The sequence below is a fragment of the Caballeronia sp. AZ10_KS36 genome (genome assembly GCF_023631105.1).
Lineage (GTDB): Bacteria > Pseudomonadota > Gammaproteobacteria > Burkholderiales > Burkholderiaceae > Caballeronia.
Genome location: NZ_JALQDQ010000014.1, coordinates 31193 through 47016, shown reverse-complemented (window position 1 = coordinate 47016; position 15824 = coordinate 31193). Strand labels below are relative to the sequence as shown.

The following is a 15824-nucleotide window of genomic DNA, read 5'->3' as shown; positions in this document are numbered from 1 at the left end:
CGCCGAATCCATAGGGAGCGCCAGAGCCGGTCGTCGCGCTTGGCGTATTAAACACGCACATTGTTTTTCATCCAGAAGCGATAGAACGGAAGGCCAAGCGCGCCGTGCTGAGTCGCGCTCTTCTCGACCGTGAAGCCGAGTCGCGCGAGCCAGTGAATCGACTTCGCATTGCGCGCATCGACGAAGTTCGCAAGCGTGCCGTATTGTTCCGCCATGCGGCGCACGTAAGCGCACCCGAGTTTTGTCAGTTGCTTGGGCGCTCGTTCGAGCATGTGCGTGCCAAGCATCCAGACACTTCCGACGCCATCGGCCGGCACCGCGCCGAATATACCCGCCGGCTCGCCCGCGACTTCGATCGTCCAGACCGGGTGCGATATTTCCGCACCCATGCGCAGTATCGGCAGCGCGTCACGCTGACCCGTGCATGCCTCGACCTCGTCGACGTCGGCCGGGCGCATGTATTCCGCGATGTGTTCCAGGTCGCCCGCGCGAACCTCGCGCACGATCAGTTTCGACATTCAGCCCCCGATTGATGCTTCGATGGTCATCGATGCGATGATGAGCGGCAGCGGATCGGTCTGCCGGATGCAAACGGTTCCGTCCTGCTGCCATGTCGGCGTGATCGTGATCTCGACCTCGCCCGTCACCATTGCCGGCGGCGTCCCGTACGGCTCGGCGCGTCGCTGCTTGTACTGCGTGAGCTTGTCGAACGACGGGCCGACGAAGACGCCCGAGGAGTTATGCACGCGCAGCCATACCTTGTTGACGTTCTTCGCGCGCCCCTGGCCGAAGCCTTCGGTCGAGAACGAGAACGGCAGCGTCTGAAGATCCGCCGTGATTGGCAGGCCGACGACAATCACCGACGCCGCATGCGGGATCGTGATCAAGCCATTCCTCACGACTTGCTGCGGCTGCACCGCGCCATTCGCGAGAATGCTCACCGTCTTGCCCTCGATATGCGAGAGCCCGGTAATCGTCGACTGGAAGACGCCGCGCAGCTCAATACCGCAGTCGACGAAGAAACTGTCGTTCAGGTCGTCGACTTGCCGCGAGTGCATGCGCTCGACGTAGCGCACCTGCTTGCCGTTGATCGTGCGATTGATGATCGCGTATAGGACGGACTCGTCGCCTTCGGTCACAACGCAAACGGATTCGAACGCGCCGTCGGTGTCGTGGTGATGCCACGCGGAAACCTTGTTGGCGGGCGAATACGTGAGCCCGAGCAGCGTGCCGTCAGACGAGACAGCCCACATGACCGGATACGGCGACTTCGCGTACGCCATGTCGACGATCGTCTTGAAGTCGAACAGGTGCGGTGCCATCAGGCTAATGTCCTGCGTGACGTAGCCGCCGGCGTAATAGTTGTACGTCATCTCTCCGATGTGGCCGCCCATCGCCATCGCGTAGAGCAGCGAATTGCTGACCGTCACCGGCACGACGTTCGACGCGCCGGTATAGCCCTGCGGCTGCACCGATAGCGTCGTCGGCGTGATCGCCTGCGTCGCCGAGCCGTTCGCCGTCACCGCCCACTCGGCGCTAGACGTGAGCAGCACCAGCTCGGACAGCGGCACGATATGCCGGATCGTGTTCGCCTCGCGCGCGGCGATGCGATAGTTCAGCGCGTCAGTGTCGCGCGACGGAATGCTCGACGACAGGTTCGACTCGGTCGCCGTGCGCGTCATCCAAACCGTTTGCGGCAAGTTGACCGTGCTCGCGAACACGCGCCGCTGCTGGTGATAGCCGACCGCGCCGGGATAGTTGTTCTCGCCGTTGAACGGATTCGCGAGATTCGGCGGCGTCGTCGACGTGTCGGGCTCGATATTGTTGTCGACGATCGACAGGTCGGCGGTCTGCCCGATGAATGAAAATTTGCCCTGATATTTCCGGTACACGTTGTAAAGCGCCGCGCCCGCGACCGCCGGCCAATAGACGCGGTTCGTATAGCCCGCAAGCGTCAGGTCGTTATTGGCCGTGACGATCGGCGACGGCGGCGATTCCTCCTGCGTATTGGCCGCGAGCGCCGTCACGCAATACTGATAATCGACGTAGTTCGGCGTGCCGGTGCTGCCGTGTGTCGCGTCCGCGTTGATGCTCGCCGGCGGCGTCATCGACGAGACGAAACTGATGTCGGTCAGCGTCCAGTTCGACGCGCCGAGCCGGCGCAGTTCCTTCGGCGGATAGTTCCGATGCGTGATCGTGAGCACGTCGGCCGACTGCACGTAATGCAGGTCGAACAGGTCGGCTTCGGCGTACGGCGTCGCCACTTCGTAGACGGCGCTGCCGTCGGTCGTGAGCAGCGTCTTGCCCTCCGTATGGAACCGGACGTATCCGTCGCCGAATTCGAGCGCCATCGTCTGAGTCGTGCTGTACGAGAACGGAATCAGGCGGCTTTTCTTCGCGCTGTTCTTCGTCTCCAACACGAACGCGAAGCCCGGCCGGTTCGCCGCGGGGCCGTGCGGCAGGGTGATGAAGTTGCGGCACGTCGCGAGCCCGGTCTGAAACTGGTCGAGATCGACGCGCCCGAACAGTTCCGGCGTGATCTCGCCGGCCGCGAAGGAGCGCGAGAGGTTGCGTACGTTCGGCATCAGCGGCTCGCGATCCAAGAAGGGTTGCGCTCAGACTCGGCGCGGGAACGTCGGCGGTTATTCGCGTCGCTCGTCTTGGCTTGCGAGATGCTTGCCGTGAACGCGCGCAGCATTGCCTGCCCGACCTGCATACCGGTGTCGCCCTTGATGATCGGGCCGGCGAGATATGCCGCGAGCAGCCACGCGAGCGCGTCGACGAACTGCGCGCTGAACTTGGTCGTATCCGTCACGCTGTAGACATAGCGGATCTTCGCGTTCGCGAGGTTCGTGTAAATGACCTGCGTGCCGTCGTCGCGCGTTTCGAGCTCGTACGGCACAGGGTCGCGCGCCGCGTTGCGCCAGTGCTCGCCGTGGCCGTGATAGGTGTAATCGTCGAGCGCGACCGGGTCGACCAGATCGATGATGTTTCGGCAGTTCGACGGCATCGCATAGACGAACTGGAAGCCCGGCGGCGGCGTATCGGCCAGCAGCGCGAGATCGGCGCGGCGCGTCGCGAACCCCCATTCGTGCGATTCGAGACAGAGATCGCGCGCGATCGGATAGAAGCGCGCGCAGTGTTCCGCCTGCGCACTGCCCTCCGGCGGGCTGAGACTCGATACGGTCGCGTCGTCGCCGAGATGCCCGAGCGCGAGATTGCAAATGTCTACGGCTGATGCCATGTCGAAGCCCTCAAACAAAAACGGGAACCGCGCGGGCTCCCGTTAAAACTCACCTGTCGCGAGCCGTTCAAACAAGGTCGCTCGTGATATCGCGGCCAGCGCCGCCGAGCGGATTGTTGCCGGTGCTGTTGTTTTGCACGCCCGCGATGCGCTGCGTCCGCTGGCCGTCGACCCTCTCCATCCACTTATCGGAGAACGCCTGCTTGTCGGCGATCTCGAACTCGTCGCCGACTTCGCGGAACTGGCCGTAGTAGCCCTTCGCGATCGCAATAACCTTGATGCCCATGTTCTATGTCCCGAGAGAGCCGGGCCGAAGCCCGGCGGCGAATTACGCGACGTTGAAGCCCTTCGCGTAGTCGGTCGTACCGTTGATCGTCTGGACGTCTTCGACGAGGCCGGCCGTGATCGTGCCTGCGGTCATCGTGCCGACGACCGTGTACTTCAGGCCGACATAACGGCGGTACTTGCCGAACGGCAGATCGACCGAGACGAGACGCGCGCGAGCGGTCAGGCCAGCGAGCGCGAGCGCGCCAGTGTCGTAATGCACGGTCGCATTCGTCGTGAGCGCAGCGTCGTCAGCGGAGACGAGCTGAATCTGCAACGACGTGCCGCCAGCGAACGCCGCGCCGACTTGCGCGAACAGGCTGATGTCCTGACCGTCGCCGATGCCCGACTTCGTGTTCGGCGTGGTGACGGGCAGCGTGTCGATGACGTTGCTCGAATTCGCGGAGCCGGTGATCGCCTGCGCATCCGAGAACAGGTTCTGTTGATCGAGAATCATGGTTTCTTTTCCCTGGTGTGCAGGCCGCCGAAGCGGCCCGCGTTCTATGGATACGCTTAGACGACGCGCGCTTCGGTCGACAGGATCGAATCGACGATCCGGATCGGAATACCGAGGAACGACGTCGTGATCTGACCTTGCGCTTCGCTGATGCCGAGCGAGTTCTGCGACTTGTTCAGCGCCTGCACGCGCAGCATTTCGCCGATCGTGCGGTTGACGTAGAACACCTGGCGACCCATGCCCGGATTCGGGATACGGGCCGTCATGCGGATGAGCAATTGAATCAGGTCGACGGGCGCGGTCGACGTGCCGGGGAATGCCGGGGCAGCCGTGCCGCTCGTCAGAACGTTCGTGTCGATGTTGCAAGCGCGCACGACATAGCGCCAATCTTTCAGCGCGATGCCGCACTTCCATTGCCAGCGGTCGGCCACGGCACGAAAGCGGTTGTTGTTCGCGTCGAACGCGTCGAGCACGCCGAGGTCTTCGTGAAACAGACCAGCGCGCGAGCCCTTCGGGAAGATGCCCGTCAGGGTGTTGTCGCCCCACGTCACCAGCCAGATCGACGTGTTCGCCGAGCCGGTGCCGCCGCAGTCGATGATGTTGTTCGCGTTCGGTGCGCCAGCGATCGCGCCATAGCGCGGCGCGAGCCCGGTGAAGCGCTCCGGGTTGACCTGCGTGTCGCCGTAGAACAGCGTCGAGGCCATCGTTTCGTTCATCGATTCGAGGAACGCCTGCGCTTCGGACAGACGGAACGCGGCCGTATTGCCGTTCAAGTTCGCGACGTCGACGTCGATCTCGTTGCGCGCTTCCAGCATGCCGGTCGCTTCGTCCACCTGCGCGCGGGTCGACTTGCTCGGCGGAACGCCGCCGTAGAGGCGACGCCAAACGACGGTCGGCAAGCCAGTGCGGATCGTCGTGCGGTGTCCGGTCGGCAGATTGCCTTCGATCCAGGATGCGTCGAGCAGGATCTCGTTCGTCTGGTTCAGCAGCTCGACGACGTCGGCGGTGCTGCCGCTCGGGTCGAGCGACTTTGCGACATCAAGGAGGGTCGGGTTTTTGGTGCCAAGAACTGCCATGATTGATACCCCTTATTTGTGGTCCGGATAGATGCGGTTCTCGATCGGCGTGGCGCTGCGGTCTTTCTGTGCCGCCGCGCCCGTCACGAGACGCCCGTCTTCACTGATTGCCTTGCCAGCCTTGACCATGAACCGGATCATCTCCGGATAATTGCCAAGGCCACTCTTGTTAAGCGCGGCCCTGAGTTGATCAGATCCGAATTTGTCGAGCGCCAGCTTTGCGGCAGCCAAGTTTTCACCCAGCTTTTCGCCACCGAATTCCGGGTCTGCCTTGGCTTTCGCTTCCCATTCGCCACGGGGCAAACCGAATGCTTCGGTTTCCGCCTTAGCGACAGCCTCAGTAAATCCCGTGTTGAAGCCTTGGGACTGCTTTACGCCAAGATCGACGAGTTTCTGTGCGTCTTCCTGCGAAAGCCCTTTCTCTTTCGCGAACGCCTTCAACTCCTCGAAGACCTCACCCTGCAACTGCACGCCTTCGGGAACGTTGAAATCGGTGTACTCGATCGGTTGCGCAGCGTCGGCCGGCTTGTCGCCCGCCTTCGGTGCGTCGCCTTCGGTCGGCTTCGCCGCGCCGTCGAGGAGCGTTGCGCCCTCTGCCGGTTGCGTTGCCGGGGTCGCTGCTTGGCTTGCCGGTGCGGTCGCGGGACTTGCCGCGTCGCTCGCCGTCGTCGCCGTTACCGCTTGGCCTTCAGTGGTGGGGTCAGCCATTTGGTTTGTCCTTTACCTTCGCTTCAGTCGCCATCTGCGCGTAGAGATCGGCACCGTTGTCGATCGAATGGATCTGAGCGACGAGCCTTAGCGCAATGCTGCGTTTGCCTTCGTTGAAAATCGACCAGTTCGTATTGCCTTCGAACGACTGCCGGTAAATGCCGGCGTCACTCAGAACGCGCCACATGAAACGACGCCCACGCTTGCCGCTCATCAGCCAGCGCAAGTCGTCGAGTTCGATCGAAAGTTCGAACTTCGATTGTTCGCGCTGCGCGTCGCGCTGCTGTTCCAGCGCGGTTAGATCGGTAGGATTGAAGTCGTCGCTCATCGTGAGCGCGAATATAAATGCGGGCCAAACCGGTAAGCGCACCTCATACCGGATGCGCCGCGATGAAGTTCTTGACGGCCGTATAGCGCCCTTTCTTCGTGGTCGAGTCCGTTCCGAGCAGGCCGAAGTTCGTCTCGTTCGTGTTCGATCCGTCGGACGCCGCATCGGCGAGCTGGTACAGCATGCAACTGAGGATCGGCTGCGAATAGCTGTTGCGGATCGCGTACCACTTGTCGAGGAGATAGCCCTGCGTCGTGAGCGCCGCGGAGATCGATGCCTCGTCGGGATAGAGCGCCGTCCAGACGCTGTTGACCTGCTTGTACGTGTTGACGCCGTACTCCGAGATCACGATCGGCTTGCCGTAGCCACAGGCGCGCGTGATGCCGTTGCTGATCGGCTGACCGACCAGCGCCTCGAAGTTATCCGAGCTCGTGCTGTTCTGCGTGTAGACGTGCAGGTCGGTAATGTCCCACGTGACGATCTTCGTCGAGTCGTACGTCGTCGGCGCAGAAGGCGTCGAGCCGTCCGCCAGCATGTCTAGAAAACCGAAATGCACCCACGAGATAGCGGGGGCGCAGATCTTATAAGCCGGGTTCACGGACTTGATGCCGGCGATCATGCCGCGGATCGAGCCGCGCGCGCGCAGGAATGCCGCGTTGTCGTAGTCGGTCTTGGAGTTGCCCGAGTTGCTGACGTAGCCGTTCTCGAATTCGTTGCCGCATCCGAAATACGGCACGCGCCCGCCGAGCTTGGTCGCCGCGTCGACGCCCAGGTTATAGCCCATCGTGTACGCGGTCGTCTCGGTGCCGGTGGTGACATTGTCGTAAGCGACCTTCCACCGCGGCAGCAGGACCGGCACCATCGTGATATCGGGATAGGCATTCATGAACGACAGGGTCGTATTCCCGTCGCTCGACGTGATTGCGCCCGTCGACGAATCGTAGTTCGCGCTGTATCCGTTGCGATACGCCATCGTCCCGAGATCGCGAATCGCCGCCGCGTTGTTGCCCCAGTTCGACGACGTATAGGCGGGTTGGCTCCAGGTGTCGTGTCCGTTGATGCCCCAGAACGGCAGCAGCGGGGTCGTGCGCGGATCGCCCGAGACTGACACCCACGTCGAACCGCTCCACGACCACCAGTTACCCGCCGCGTTCGACTGGTAAATCGTGCCGTTGTAGTAGAGCAGGATCACGACCTGACTGCTATAGCCGGCCGCCGCGCCATTGACCATCACGCGGCGATCTGCGCTCAGACTCCACGCGTTGCCGCTCGCGTCGACGATGCGCTTGTTGTTGACGACCGCAGTCGTGCCGGACGAATGCGCGGGCAGCAAGAGCGGATAGGCCGCCTTCGTGAATAGCTTGCCCATGATTATTGATTCCAGACGCGAACGTGCCAGTGGTTCAGCGTCACGAGGGTCGCGCTCGTGCCGGCCGTGAAACTGCAGGTGATCGTCAGGGTCTGGTCCTGCGTGAAGTCGATCGCCGTCTGTTGCATGGCGATGATCCCGGTCTGAAACGGCGCGTTGTTGTTGCTCGCGCGCACCATGTTCGCGGTCTTCGAATTCGCGTTCTGAATCTGGATATAGCTATCGAAACTCGTCGAGCCCGAGCCGTTGTACGTCCAGAGCGTGACGCCGCCGATCGCAATCGTGATCGTCTTCGGGTTCGACGTATCGCCCATCGTGAGCGCCGGCAGGAATTCGAGCAGGCCCTGCACGTCCATCGTGTTCGCCGGGATGACGAGCGACAGCAGATTGAACGTCGTCGAGAGGCCTTCGCTCGCGTTGTGCGTGACCGAAATGCCGCTCTGCTTGAACCAGACATTGCTTGTCGCCGGAATGAACGAGACGCCCGCCGGCCATACGCCGGACGCTTTCGGCCCGTACATCACGGCTGCGGACGGGTCGTAAGCGTAGTTTCCGTCTTTCCCGACCGAGTTCGACGGAGCGCCCGACGTGGTCAGAATCGTGTTGCCGTCCGTCCCGACGTAGCCGATCGAATACGCGGTCGCGGTCGACGCGTCGGTCATCGTGAGGATCGTGCGCGTCCACAGGAATTGACCCGCGGAGACGGCCGGAACCGAACTCGTCCATGTTCCGGTCGGCACCGCAGTACCGGACGCCGACGCCTGATAGGTGACGGCCGACGATTGAATGCCGACGCCAGGCGTGCCGCTGCCGCCGCCACCGCCGCCGCAATACGTCTTGAATTGCAGACCCGTCATGTAGACGAGATGCGTGCCGTCCTGCACGACGGCGATCAGATCGTTATCCGCGATCCCGCGGGTCGCTGGTTCGTAATAGCTCATTGGCTGTACCCGGTTAGGTTGCTCATCACATCGGAGAGCACGTTGCTTGCGCCGCCCTGTGTCGGCGCCTGCGCGGCTGTCTTCGCCGTCTCAGCGGCTTGCTGCATCTGTGCGGCTTGTGCGGCCTGCGCCTGCGCCTTCGCGCGCGCGGCACGCGCTTGGTCGCGCTGGTCCGGGTCGATCGATAGCGCCGGGTCGACACCCTGCGCGTCGGCGTAGGTCTTGTACCAGCCGTCGACGTCGAAGTTATCCAGCACGGTCGGCGCTTGCTGCGCGTTGATCTGCATGACGGCCATGCTGCCGAGCGCCATCGTGAATTTGTCGATCGCGTTCGTGCCGACTTGCTTCTGCGCTTGCGCGAGGATCGAAATGAATTCGACTTGCAGCGACATGCCTTGCAGTTCGGGCGGCGGCGGCGGAAGCAGGCCGGCCTCAGCGAGAATGTCGAACGCGGCGTCGACCAGCGGCTTAAGGAGTTCGTCGTGCAGGCGCTCGATCACCGGCCCGAGCATCAGCATCTTTTCCTCGTGCAGCTCGGCGACTTCGGTCGCGGTCATGTTCGCGTTGACGTTGTTCGCGAGCATGAGGAATAGGTCTTCGTAGAACGCCGACTTGATGCGCGCGCGCACGTCCTGAATGTCTTGCAGCAGATAGTCGATCCGCACATTGACGTCGTACGCCGTGCGAATTCCGCCCTGCGGCGATGCGCTGTCGACGTAGGAGATGCCGCCCGGCAGCGTGTCGAGATCGTGGTTCTTCATCGACGTCGGCACCTGAAGCGCCGGATTCGTCATCTTGTCGATCGCCTGCGCCTTGCGCAGTTGCTCGTGCTGCAACTGGCGGATGTCGCCGAGCGCGTCCATCGCCGGCCCGTTGCCGTAGATGTCGCCGCCGAACGTCGCCCACCGCGGCGCGACGACGCGGAACTTGCGGAAGCCCGAGACGGAGAGCAGCGCGTTATCGCCGCCGGTCGTGCCTTGATTGGTCGATTGCTGCGAGTCGGACGATCCGCCGACTTCGAGATACGTCGACGTCCATGCCATGTTGGCGGCGTCGGACTTGGTCGGGTCGCGGTCTTCGTTGGGCTCGATGCAGTGAATCACCGTGCGCCACACGTCGAGATTGCCGCGGTCGTACATGTTCTTCGCGTTGTCGCTGACGTTCTCGTAGCCGAACTGCTTCACGAGTTGGCCGACCGTCAATTGAAACTCGCGGTACAGCGTGTCGACTTCGCCCCGATGGTTGGTCGAGATGCAGTATTCGCCGACCGTGAGCGGATACATACGGATCACGTCGTTGTAATCCTGCATGATGATCGACACGGCTGTACCGAACGCGCCGATCTCCTCATACATCGAATGCAGCGACCGATATACGTTCGAGCGATTGAAGACGTCGAGGATGAGCTTCGTCACCTCTGCGCACCAGAGCTTGACCGACTGCTTGTCGTTGAGCTCGCGGTATGGCGTCTTCAGCGCAATCCACGGCCGCGCGGGCGACGTGGCACCCGCCATGAGCCCGGCGCCGAGCACGCGCAGCGACTTGGTCGCGGTCGAATCGAAGATCTTCTGATTGCGCCGGTTCCCGCGATTGCGGTCTTCGACGAAGAACCGGCCAGCGCGCGGCAGCAGGACGTCGCTGATGTCTTTCCACTCGGCGACCCACGACGAGCGCTCAGACTTCAGCGCGTGCCAGCGTTGGAGGATGAGTTCCTTGCGCGTCTTGACGGGCTTCGCATTGCCGCCGTTCTGGTCAGGCTTGTCGGCCTGCGGCTTCTCTGCGGTGTCGTCGGTGAGGAGCGTGCGCGCCATTTACGAGCCCAGGAGCGTATTGCCGCCGAGCCCGGCGCCGCCGCCGAGATTGAGCGAGGAGTTCGAGACGCCGCCCGAGCCGGTCAGAAGCGTCGATGCCGGGCCACTGTTCACGCCTGCGGCTGCCGCGCCATCCGTCGAACTCACGCCCGACGTGTCTGCTGCGGTCGCCTTCTGCGCCGTGCCTGCGGCGATCTTGGCCTTGTCGGCCGCGCCGCGCGCATTGGCGGCTTGCTGGTTTGCTTGAACGTGCGCCGCGACAGCGCCGGCCGCCGCGACTGCAACGCCGATTCCGGCGATAACTCCGCTCATCATTTTTCCCCTGTGATCGTGACGCGTCCCGCTGACTTCTTGAGCAGTTCAGGCTCGCCGGTGAATTCGTGTTCGGCCTCGTCGACCGTTTGCGCGCCGCTCGGCAGCACCATCGTCATGTGCGTCTCGGCGTGCGTGCGAAAGAGTTGTTTGCGCCCGGCGCTGCCCGGCAGAACATGAAAGCCGGTCAGCCGCACCGATTCGGCACCCGTGAAGACCGTGACGTCGCCATGCAGCACGAGCACCGTCGCGCGCGAGAGAAGCGCACCCGATACGATCGTGTCGGCCGGCACGTGCGCCGTGCGGGCGTACATGCCGCCGTGAATCAGGTGATCGATGCGGATCTCGGTCTGCGGAAGCGCGAGCATTGCCGCGTCGAGATCGCGCAGGTATTCGAGCGTCTGCGGCGCAGGAGCGACCAGTGCGGGCGCGGGCGTCGTTAGCTGGCTCATTGCGCGAACGCCCGGAAGAACAGGCGATTGGTCGCGCGATAGCCCACGCGCGGCAGGATGACGTCGAGACGGCTTTCGCTCGGCGCGCTAATCATCAATCCCATTGCCCCGCGATCGCTCGCGTATTGCTCGGCGGCCTGGCGGATGCGCGTGCCTGCGCTGCCGATACGAGCATGCGAGGCGACGAAGAACGAGATCAGGCAGCCGATCAGCTTCGAGTAATGCGGCAGCGGCGAGAGCGTGACGACGCCGAAACCGATCAGCTCGTCGCCGTGCCATGCGCCGATGCACTGCGCCATGCCGGTCGACTCCATCGCCCGATAGGCATTGCCGTCGACCTTGTGCTCACCGAATTCCGCGATGCCCGACTCGCGCGCGTACTCGGCGCAGAGCGCGTCGAAGTTCGCAGCGGCCGCGAGTTCGTCGAACTGGCATTTACGAATGACGGCGGCCGTAGCCATTGCGGGACACTCCTACGCGTACGGGTTATGGTCGCTGCGGCGCGTGGCCGGGCGCTGATATGCGTACGGATCGTATTCGGCCCCTATTCCGGTAAGCGCACGCGAGCGGCGCAGGTCGTCGATCTTCGGCGTGTCGATCAGCGCGAGGATGACGGCGGACGCCGCGTCAGGCGATCGGCCGATGCGCTTGACGATCTCCTCGCGCCCTTCGACCTTGATCTTTCGTCCGCGCAGTTCCCATGTCGGCGCGGTCAGGTCAGCGAGCAGTTCGGGATCGTCAGGGAGCGCGATGCCAGTGTTCGCCGCCGGGTCGAGTGCTTCGCGCATGCGCCACCAGAGTTCGGTGCGCAGGTTGAAGAATTCGAGCTTGCCGGACTTGTCCATGCCGCGCGCCGCTTCAGCGACGTTCACGCCGATCGCCGGCAGCCGCGCGTCGTTCAGGAAGTCATACGGCGAGGAGCCGACGCCGATTACGTCGATGTGCATCGGCGCGCTGTCGCGCGTCGCGGCGATCACGAGCCCGGCCACGGTCGGGCCGTCGGGCGTCGCGGTGCCGGGATAGCGCAGCAGCTTGTCGAACCACATGCCATGACGGCGCGCGATAATCGTCTTATCCTGGCCGCCGCGCGCGACGTCTGTGCCGGTCGAATCCATCGGCGGTTTCACGTCAGGCTCGCGCCAGCGCGCCATTGCGGCTTCGACCCATGCGGTCGGGATGACCTGCATCGCGTCGTCCTGAATGCCCGCGTTGAAGTCGCCGTTGAGCATTTGCGAGCGCAGCGGCTCGGGCAGTGCTTGCAGAGTGGTCACGTATCCGGTCCCCATCAGGTACGGGTTATCGCTCACGCGCGAGGGTATGAACGTGCGCGACATGGGCGTGATGATGTCTTGCGGCTTGAAGTCGGCCGGGTCGAAGTCGTAGATCCGTTGGGAGCCGACGAGCACGAACGGCGTGTTATCCGGCACCTCGATATCCTTGCCGGCGACGGTCGCGAACCAGCGCAGTTCGCCGTGCGCGGCCGGGTTCGGATGCCTACGGTCGAGCCACGGCGCGAAAAACGAGATGATCCAGCGGCCGGCAGCGGTCGTCGGCGGGTTGAACGTGAGCAGCACGCGGCAGCGTTGGCCGGGCGTGACGGTACGAAGCCAGCCCATGAGGAAGCGCACGGCGCTCTCGCGATGGTTGGCCGCCTCGTCGTACACGATCAGATCGTGCGGGCGACCCTGGTACTTCGTCTCGTCGCCGGGATTGGGATACGAACCGAATTCGATCTGTCGGAACTTGCCGTCGGGCGTCACCGTGCGCCAGATCTTGTCGGAGCCGTTGTATCCGTCGCGCCCCTTCAGCAGTTCGGTCAGCCGGTCGATCACGCCGGTCAGTTCCGTTCCGTTCTCGCGCAGGACGATCGTCTTCTCGTGCGCCGTGAGCGCGAGCCCGCATGCGAGATCGGTCTTCCCGCCGCCCGCCGCACCGCCAAAGCCGACGATATCGGCCTTGGATTCGAACGCATTGCGCTGCGGGCCGTCGAGTGCGGTCCATATCCGCCGCCGATCCAGTTCACGCTTCAGTTCGATCGCTCGCAATGCGGCGATACGATTAACCGGCTTCAATGCTGCCATCGTCAGTCTTCAGCAAACCAGAAGCCGCAATGGCTGAAAGTTCGGCGCGGATATCTTCGTCGCTCATCTCGTTTAGGGCGAGGCGTCCCGATAACTCCACCTTCGAATTGTCCCGATAGGCTGGGTCTCGCGCCTTGATGAGGAACATCGCGAGCGTATCGCTGTACTTCCGGACAGACCCACACATCGCGCCTTGGTAGAAAACGGGCTCATCGAATCCTGCGAATGCGCGCCGATTCACCTCGTCTTTCATGCCCTCCACACCGAGCATTTCAGCCTTCGCCCACGCGGAAGCGAACTCACTGTCGTTTTCCCGCCATTGGTAGACGGTCTGACGTGCAACACCGATCGCCTCAGCCGCCGCCGAGACGTTAGCCGTTTGCGATAGCACGGCAAGAAACGCCGTCTTTTTTTCAGGTGTCAGTTTTACGTTCATGATGGGGCCGATTGTTGCCGCGCGTGCGCGCGAGTAAGCGCACTCACGCGATGCTTTTCCACTTCGCCGGGAACTGCGCGCGCTTGCGATACGAAACGATGTCGCGAACCGTCCGAATGCCGATCTCGAACTTCTCGGCGATTGCTCGATAGCTGAGGCCGCTTACGCGCAGTTCGCGCACTTGCTCGACGTCCAAGTCCGTGAGTTTCGCGCGCTGATGGTATTGGCCCACGCGTATGCCTTTCTCATTCACGCCGACTAATTTCATGATTGCCCCATTCGTACGATATTTAGTTAACATTCCGGGTATCGCACCGGAGAAACCAAAATGCTTAACGCTCCTACGCAATTCACCTCGTCGGTCTTGCCGGACGCAGCACGTAAGGCACTGGTTGCGGCATCGGACAAAGCGCGAGACATCGGCAACGAGTTAGCCCGCGCGATCTACATGAACGAAGCGATTGCGAAGATCAGGCGGGAATATCCGCAGTACTTCCGCGAATAACCCCGCCCTTCGCCGTTAGCTCGCGGCTTCGACGTCGATCACGGAGTGATGACGATCGAATACGGCGCTGAGGATGTGCTCGATCTCAGCGTCGATCGCCGCGATTGCCATCAGCGAGCCGCGCAGATCTTCTTCGAGACGATCGAGCAGCGCGTGATGCTGGCGAGCCGTCGGCGTCGCACCACTGCCGGCGGTCGGGCCACCGGTCGGCGACGACGTCACCGAGTCGGTCACAGGCGGCGTCACCGGGTCGACGGGCGTCGCGGCATCAGCAGCAGCCGAATCAGCCGCGGGCGCCGGGACGGTATCGGTCGAAGATTCCACGGCCGGCGTCGCATCCGCAGATGACGATGCAGTCGGGGATGACGTCCCATCGGTAGCCGCGCCCGTCGCATCGGGCGCACCGACGTTTCCCACATCAGCCCCCGGCGTCTGCGTGTCATACGTCACCGCCTGATCGGTGCCAGCGTCCGGCGCGGGCGCTTCGGTGGCGACCGGCGCGACGTCAGTCGAAGACGGCGCAGTCGAGTTCGCGGCCTCGTCGACAGGAGCAGAATTCGAGGGTGAATCCGAAGGGATATCGGAACCCACTGCCGCGGCATCCGTCGCACCACTGTCCACGTTTCCCGAGTCATCCCCCGTAGTTACGCCGGTAGAACTCGCGTCGGAGCCCTCTTGCGTACTGGCGTTCGAGTCTGAGCTCGCATCCGTCGCGGCTGTCGCACTCGGAGAGCCATCGACAGCCGCAGGCACGTTTCCCGAGTCACCAGCAGGCACGGGCGCACCACCATCGGCCAAAGGGACAGCAGCGTCAGATGCGGCCGAGTCGTCGCTGGATGCCGCGGGCGATTCGCTCGACGTCGACACGGGGTTTCCCACGTCACCCGAACCAGAGTCCGACGACGATGAGGACGAGTCCGGCGATTGCGACGCAGGCTGATCCGGTTGCGACTGCGGCGATGAGGTCGTCGACACGGTCGAATCGTTTCCCGCGTCATCCGCGGCCGTCGGCGTCGCATCGGGCGCAGAGATGTCGGCCACCGAAGTATCGGCGGAGACACCACCAGCAGCGGTGACGTTTCCCAACTCCGCATCCGCGCTCGCGTCGACGGTCGCGCCACCCGCCTTCAGTGTATCGACCTCGTCTGCCGAGATTTCATGCGCGCCATCGGGCGCGACGTCGCCCGCCGTGATGATCTTCGTCGAGGCATTGAAAAAGAGCGTCATGACAATTCATCCTTTTTGGTTTGAGTTGCAGTTTTTGATTTAACAAACGGGTCAAACTGTTCTTTCGAAAAAGTGCCGTCCTCCTTTTGAACCATGCGGATATAAACGACGCCGTCCGGAATGTCCGTAACTTCCTCCGGATGTGCGCGGTCTTCTGGGTAACGCTTTACGAAATCGAGGTGACCATTTGCAAGGGCGACAACGTCGTCGAGGTCATAGACCAGATAGACCGGACCGCCCCGCCATCCGTCGGCCCAATCCTTTTGGTTCTGATTGAGTCCGCGCCGTCCGTATCCGGTGCCGCGGTTCTTGATGTCGACGAGCAAATACCTTTTCGCGCACCAGATGAGAAGATCTGGCACGCCGCTGCCCAGCACGGACAGATCCATGACCCCTACGCCAAGACGTTTGAATGCGCTAACCAATTCCGCATGGTTCGCGTCTTTCTTCGCACCGTATTTCCTGGTCATACTCCCCGCCGCTTTTCCTGATCTGAATGCGCCACCCGAATCGAGGTGACACCTGTAGCTGCAATACTTGCGATCCGCGGATC

Annotated in this window: 20 protein-coding genes; 1 reads left to right on the top strand and 19 read right to left on the bottom strand. The window is 62.9% G+C overall.

The genetic code is table 11. The annotated features are described in order from the left end of the window. Window positions 1–47 precede the first annotated feature (47 nt). From NCR35_RS08215 to NCR35_RS08135, 17 genes are all read right to left on the bottom strand, one after another. The gene (locus tag NCR35_RS08215) at window positions 48–518 is read right to left on the bottom strand and encodes a hypothetical protein (protein WP_250533981.1); all 471 of its coding nucleotides are present in this window, start codon (window positions 516–518) and stop codon (window positions 48–50) included. Beyond that, window positions 519–2585, bottom strand: coding sequence for a phage tail protein (locus NCR35_RS08210; RefSeq protein ID WP_250533980.1), 2067 nt, complete (start codon window positions 2583–2585; stop codon window positions 519–521). Then, window positions 2585–3244 (bottom strand): phage connector family protein, encoded by a 660-nt coding sequence (locus NCR35_RS08205; protein ID WP_250533979.1) that lies wholly within the window; start codon window positions 3242–3244, stop codon window positions 2585–2587. Before NCR35_RS08205 ends, NCR35_RS08210 begins: the two co-directional genes overlap by 1 nt. A gap of 67 nt (window positions 3245–3311) precedes the next feature. After that, the gene (locus NCR35_RS08200) at window positions 3312–3530 is read right to left on the bottom strand and encodes a hypothetical protein (protein ID WP_250533978.1); all 219 of its coding nucleotides are present in this window, start codon (window positions 3528–3530) and stop codon (window positions 3312–3314) included. A 42-nt stretch (window positions 3531–3572) separates the two neighbouring features. Beyond that, a complete protein-coding gene (locus NCR35_RS08195; protein ID WP_250533977.1) occupies window positions 3573–4025 on the bottom strand; it encodes a Bbp16 family capsid cement protein in 453 nt (150 codons plus the stop codon). A 56-nt stretch (window positions 4026–4081) separates the two neighbouring features. Further along, window positions 4082–5101: a major capsid protein gene (locus NCR35_RS08190; RefSeq protein ID WP_250533976.1), complete on the bottom strand. Its 1020-nt coding sequence runs from the start codon at window positions 5099–5101 to the stop codon at window positions 4082–4084. Window positions 5102–5113: 12 nt separating this feature from the next. Next, a complete protein-coding gene (locus NCR35_RS08185) occupies window positions 5114–5809 on the bottom strand; it encodes a protease (protein WP_250533975.1) in 696 nt (231 codons plus the stop codon). Continuing rightward, window positions 5802–6137, bottom strand: coding sequence for a Bbp19 family protein (locus NCR35_RS08180; protein WP_250533974.1), 336 nt, complete (start codon window positions 6135–6137; stop codon window positions 5802–5804). The genes NCR35_RS08185 and NCR35_RS08180 overlap by 8 nt, the downstream gene beginning before the upstream one ends. A gap of 43 nt (window positions 6138–6180) precedes the next feature. Beyond that, window positions 6181–7506: a hypothetical protein gene (locus tag NCR35_RS08175; protein ID WP_250533973.1), complete on the bottom strand. Its 1326-nt coding sequence runs from the start codon at window positions 7504–7506 to the stop codon at window positions 6181–6183. A gap of 2 nt (window positions 7507–7508) precedes the next feature. Next, window positions 7509–8447 carry a hypothetical protein gene (locus NCR35_RS08170; protein WP_250533972.1) on the bottom strand — a complete coding sequence of 313 codons (939 nt, stop codon included), beginning with the start codon at window positions 8445–8447 and terminating at the stop codon, window positions 7509–7511. Beyond that, on the bottom strand, window positions 8444–10258 hold the full coding sequence (locus NCR35_RS08165; RefSeq protein ID WP_250533971.1) for a portal protein: 1815 nt from the start codon (window positions 10256–10258) through the stop codon (window positions 8444–8446). Before NCR35_RS08165 ends, NCR35_RS08170 begins: the two co-directional genes overlap by 4 nt. Beyond that, window positions 10259–10573 carry a hypothetical protein gene (locus NCR35_RS08160; protein WP_250533970.1) on the bottom strand — a complete coding sequence of 105 codons (315 nt, stop codon included), beginning with the start codon at window positions 10571–10573 and terminating at the stop codon, window positions 10259–10261. Then, the gene (locus NCR35_RS08155; RefSeq protein WP_250533969.1) at window positions 10570–11022 is read right to left on the bottom strand and encodes a hypothetical protein; all 453 of its coding nucleotides are present in this window, start codon (window positions 11020–11022) and stop codon (window positions 10570–10572) included. The genes NCR35_RS08160 and NCR35_RS08155 overlap by 4 nt, the downstream gene beginning before the upstream one ends. Then, window positions 11019–11483, bottom strand: coding sequence for a GNAT family protein (locus tag NCR35_RS08150; protein ID WP_250533968.1), 465 nt, complete (start codon window positions 11481–11483; stop codon window positions 11019–11021). Before NCR35_RS08150 ends, NCR35_RS08155 begins: the two co-directional genes overlap by 4 nt. A 12-nt stretch (window positions 11484–11495) precedes the next feature. Beyond that, window positions 11496–13103 carry a terminase gene (locus NCR35_RS08145; protein ID WP_250533967.1) on the bottom strand — a complete coding sequence of 536 codons (1608 nt, stop codon included), beginning with the start codon at window positions 13101–13103 and terminating at the stop codon, window positions 11496–11498. Beyond that, window positions 13081–13539: a terminase gene (locus NCR35_RS08140; protein WP_250533966.1), complete on the bottom strand. Its 459-nt coding sequence runs from the start codon at window positions 13537–13539 to the stop codon at window positions 13081–13083. The genes NCR35_RS08145 and NCR35_RS08140 overlap by 23 nt, the downstream gene beginning before the upstream one ends. Window positions 13540–13582: 43 nt before the next feature. Further along, the gene (locus NCR35_RS08135) at window positions 13583–13807 is read right to left on the bottom strand and encodes a hypothetical protein (RefSeq protein WP_250533965.1); all 225 of its coding nucleotides are present in this window, start codon (window positions 13805–13807) and stop codon (window positions 13583–13585) included. Between the two features lie 60 nt (window positions 13808–13867). Between NCR35_RS08135 and NCR35_RS08130 the strand changes: the two genes are divergently transcribed. Next, entirely contained in the window at window positions 13868–14044 is a 177-nt protein-coding gene (locus NCR35_RS08130) for a hypothetical protein (RefSeq protein WP_250533964.1), read from the top strand. 15 nt (window positions 14045–14059) lie between these two features. On the opposite strand, the gene NCR35_RS08125 is transcribed toward NCR35_RS08130, so the two are convergent. Together NCR35_RS08125 and NCR35_RS08120 are read right to left on the bottom strand one after the other, a co-directional pair. Next, the gene (locus tag NCR35_RS08125) at window positions 14060–15271 is read right to left on the bottom strand and encodes a hypothetical protein (RefSeq protein WP_250533963.1); all 1212 of its coding nucleotides are present in this window, start codon (window positions 15269–15271) and stop codon (window positions 14060–14062) included. Next, a complete protein-coding gene (locus tag NCR35_RS08120) occupies window positions 15268–15741 on the bottom strand; it encodes a hypothetical protein (RefSeq protein WP_250533962.1) in 474 nt (157 codons plus the stop codon). The genes NCR35_RS08125 and NCR35_RS08120 overlap by 4 nt, the downstream gene beginning before the upstream one ends. Window positions 15742–15824 lie beyond the last annotated feature (83 nt).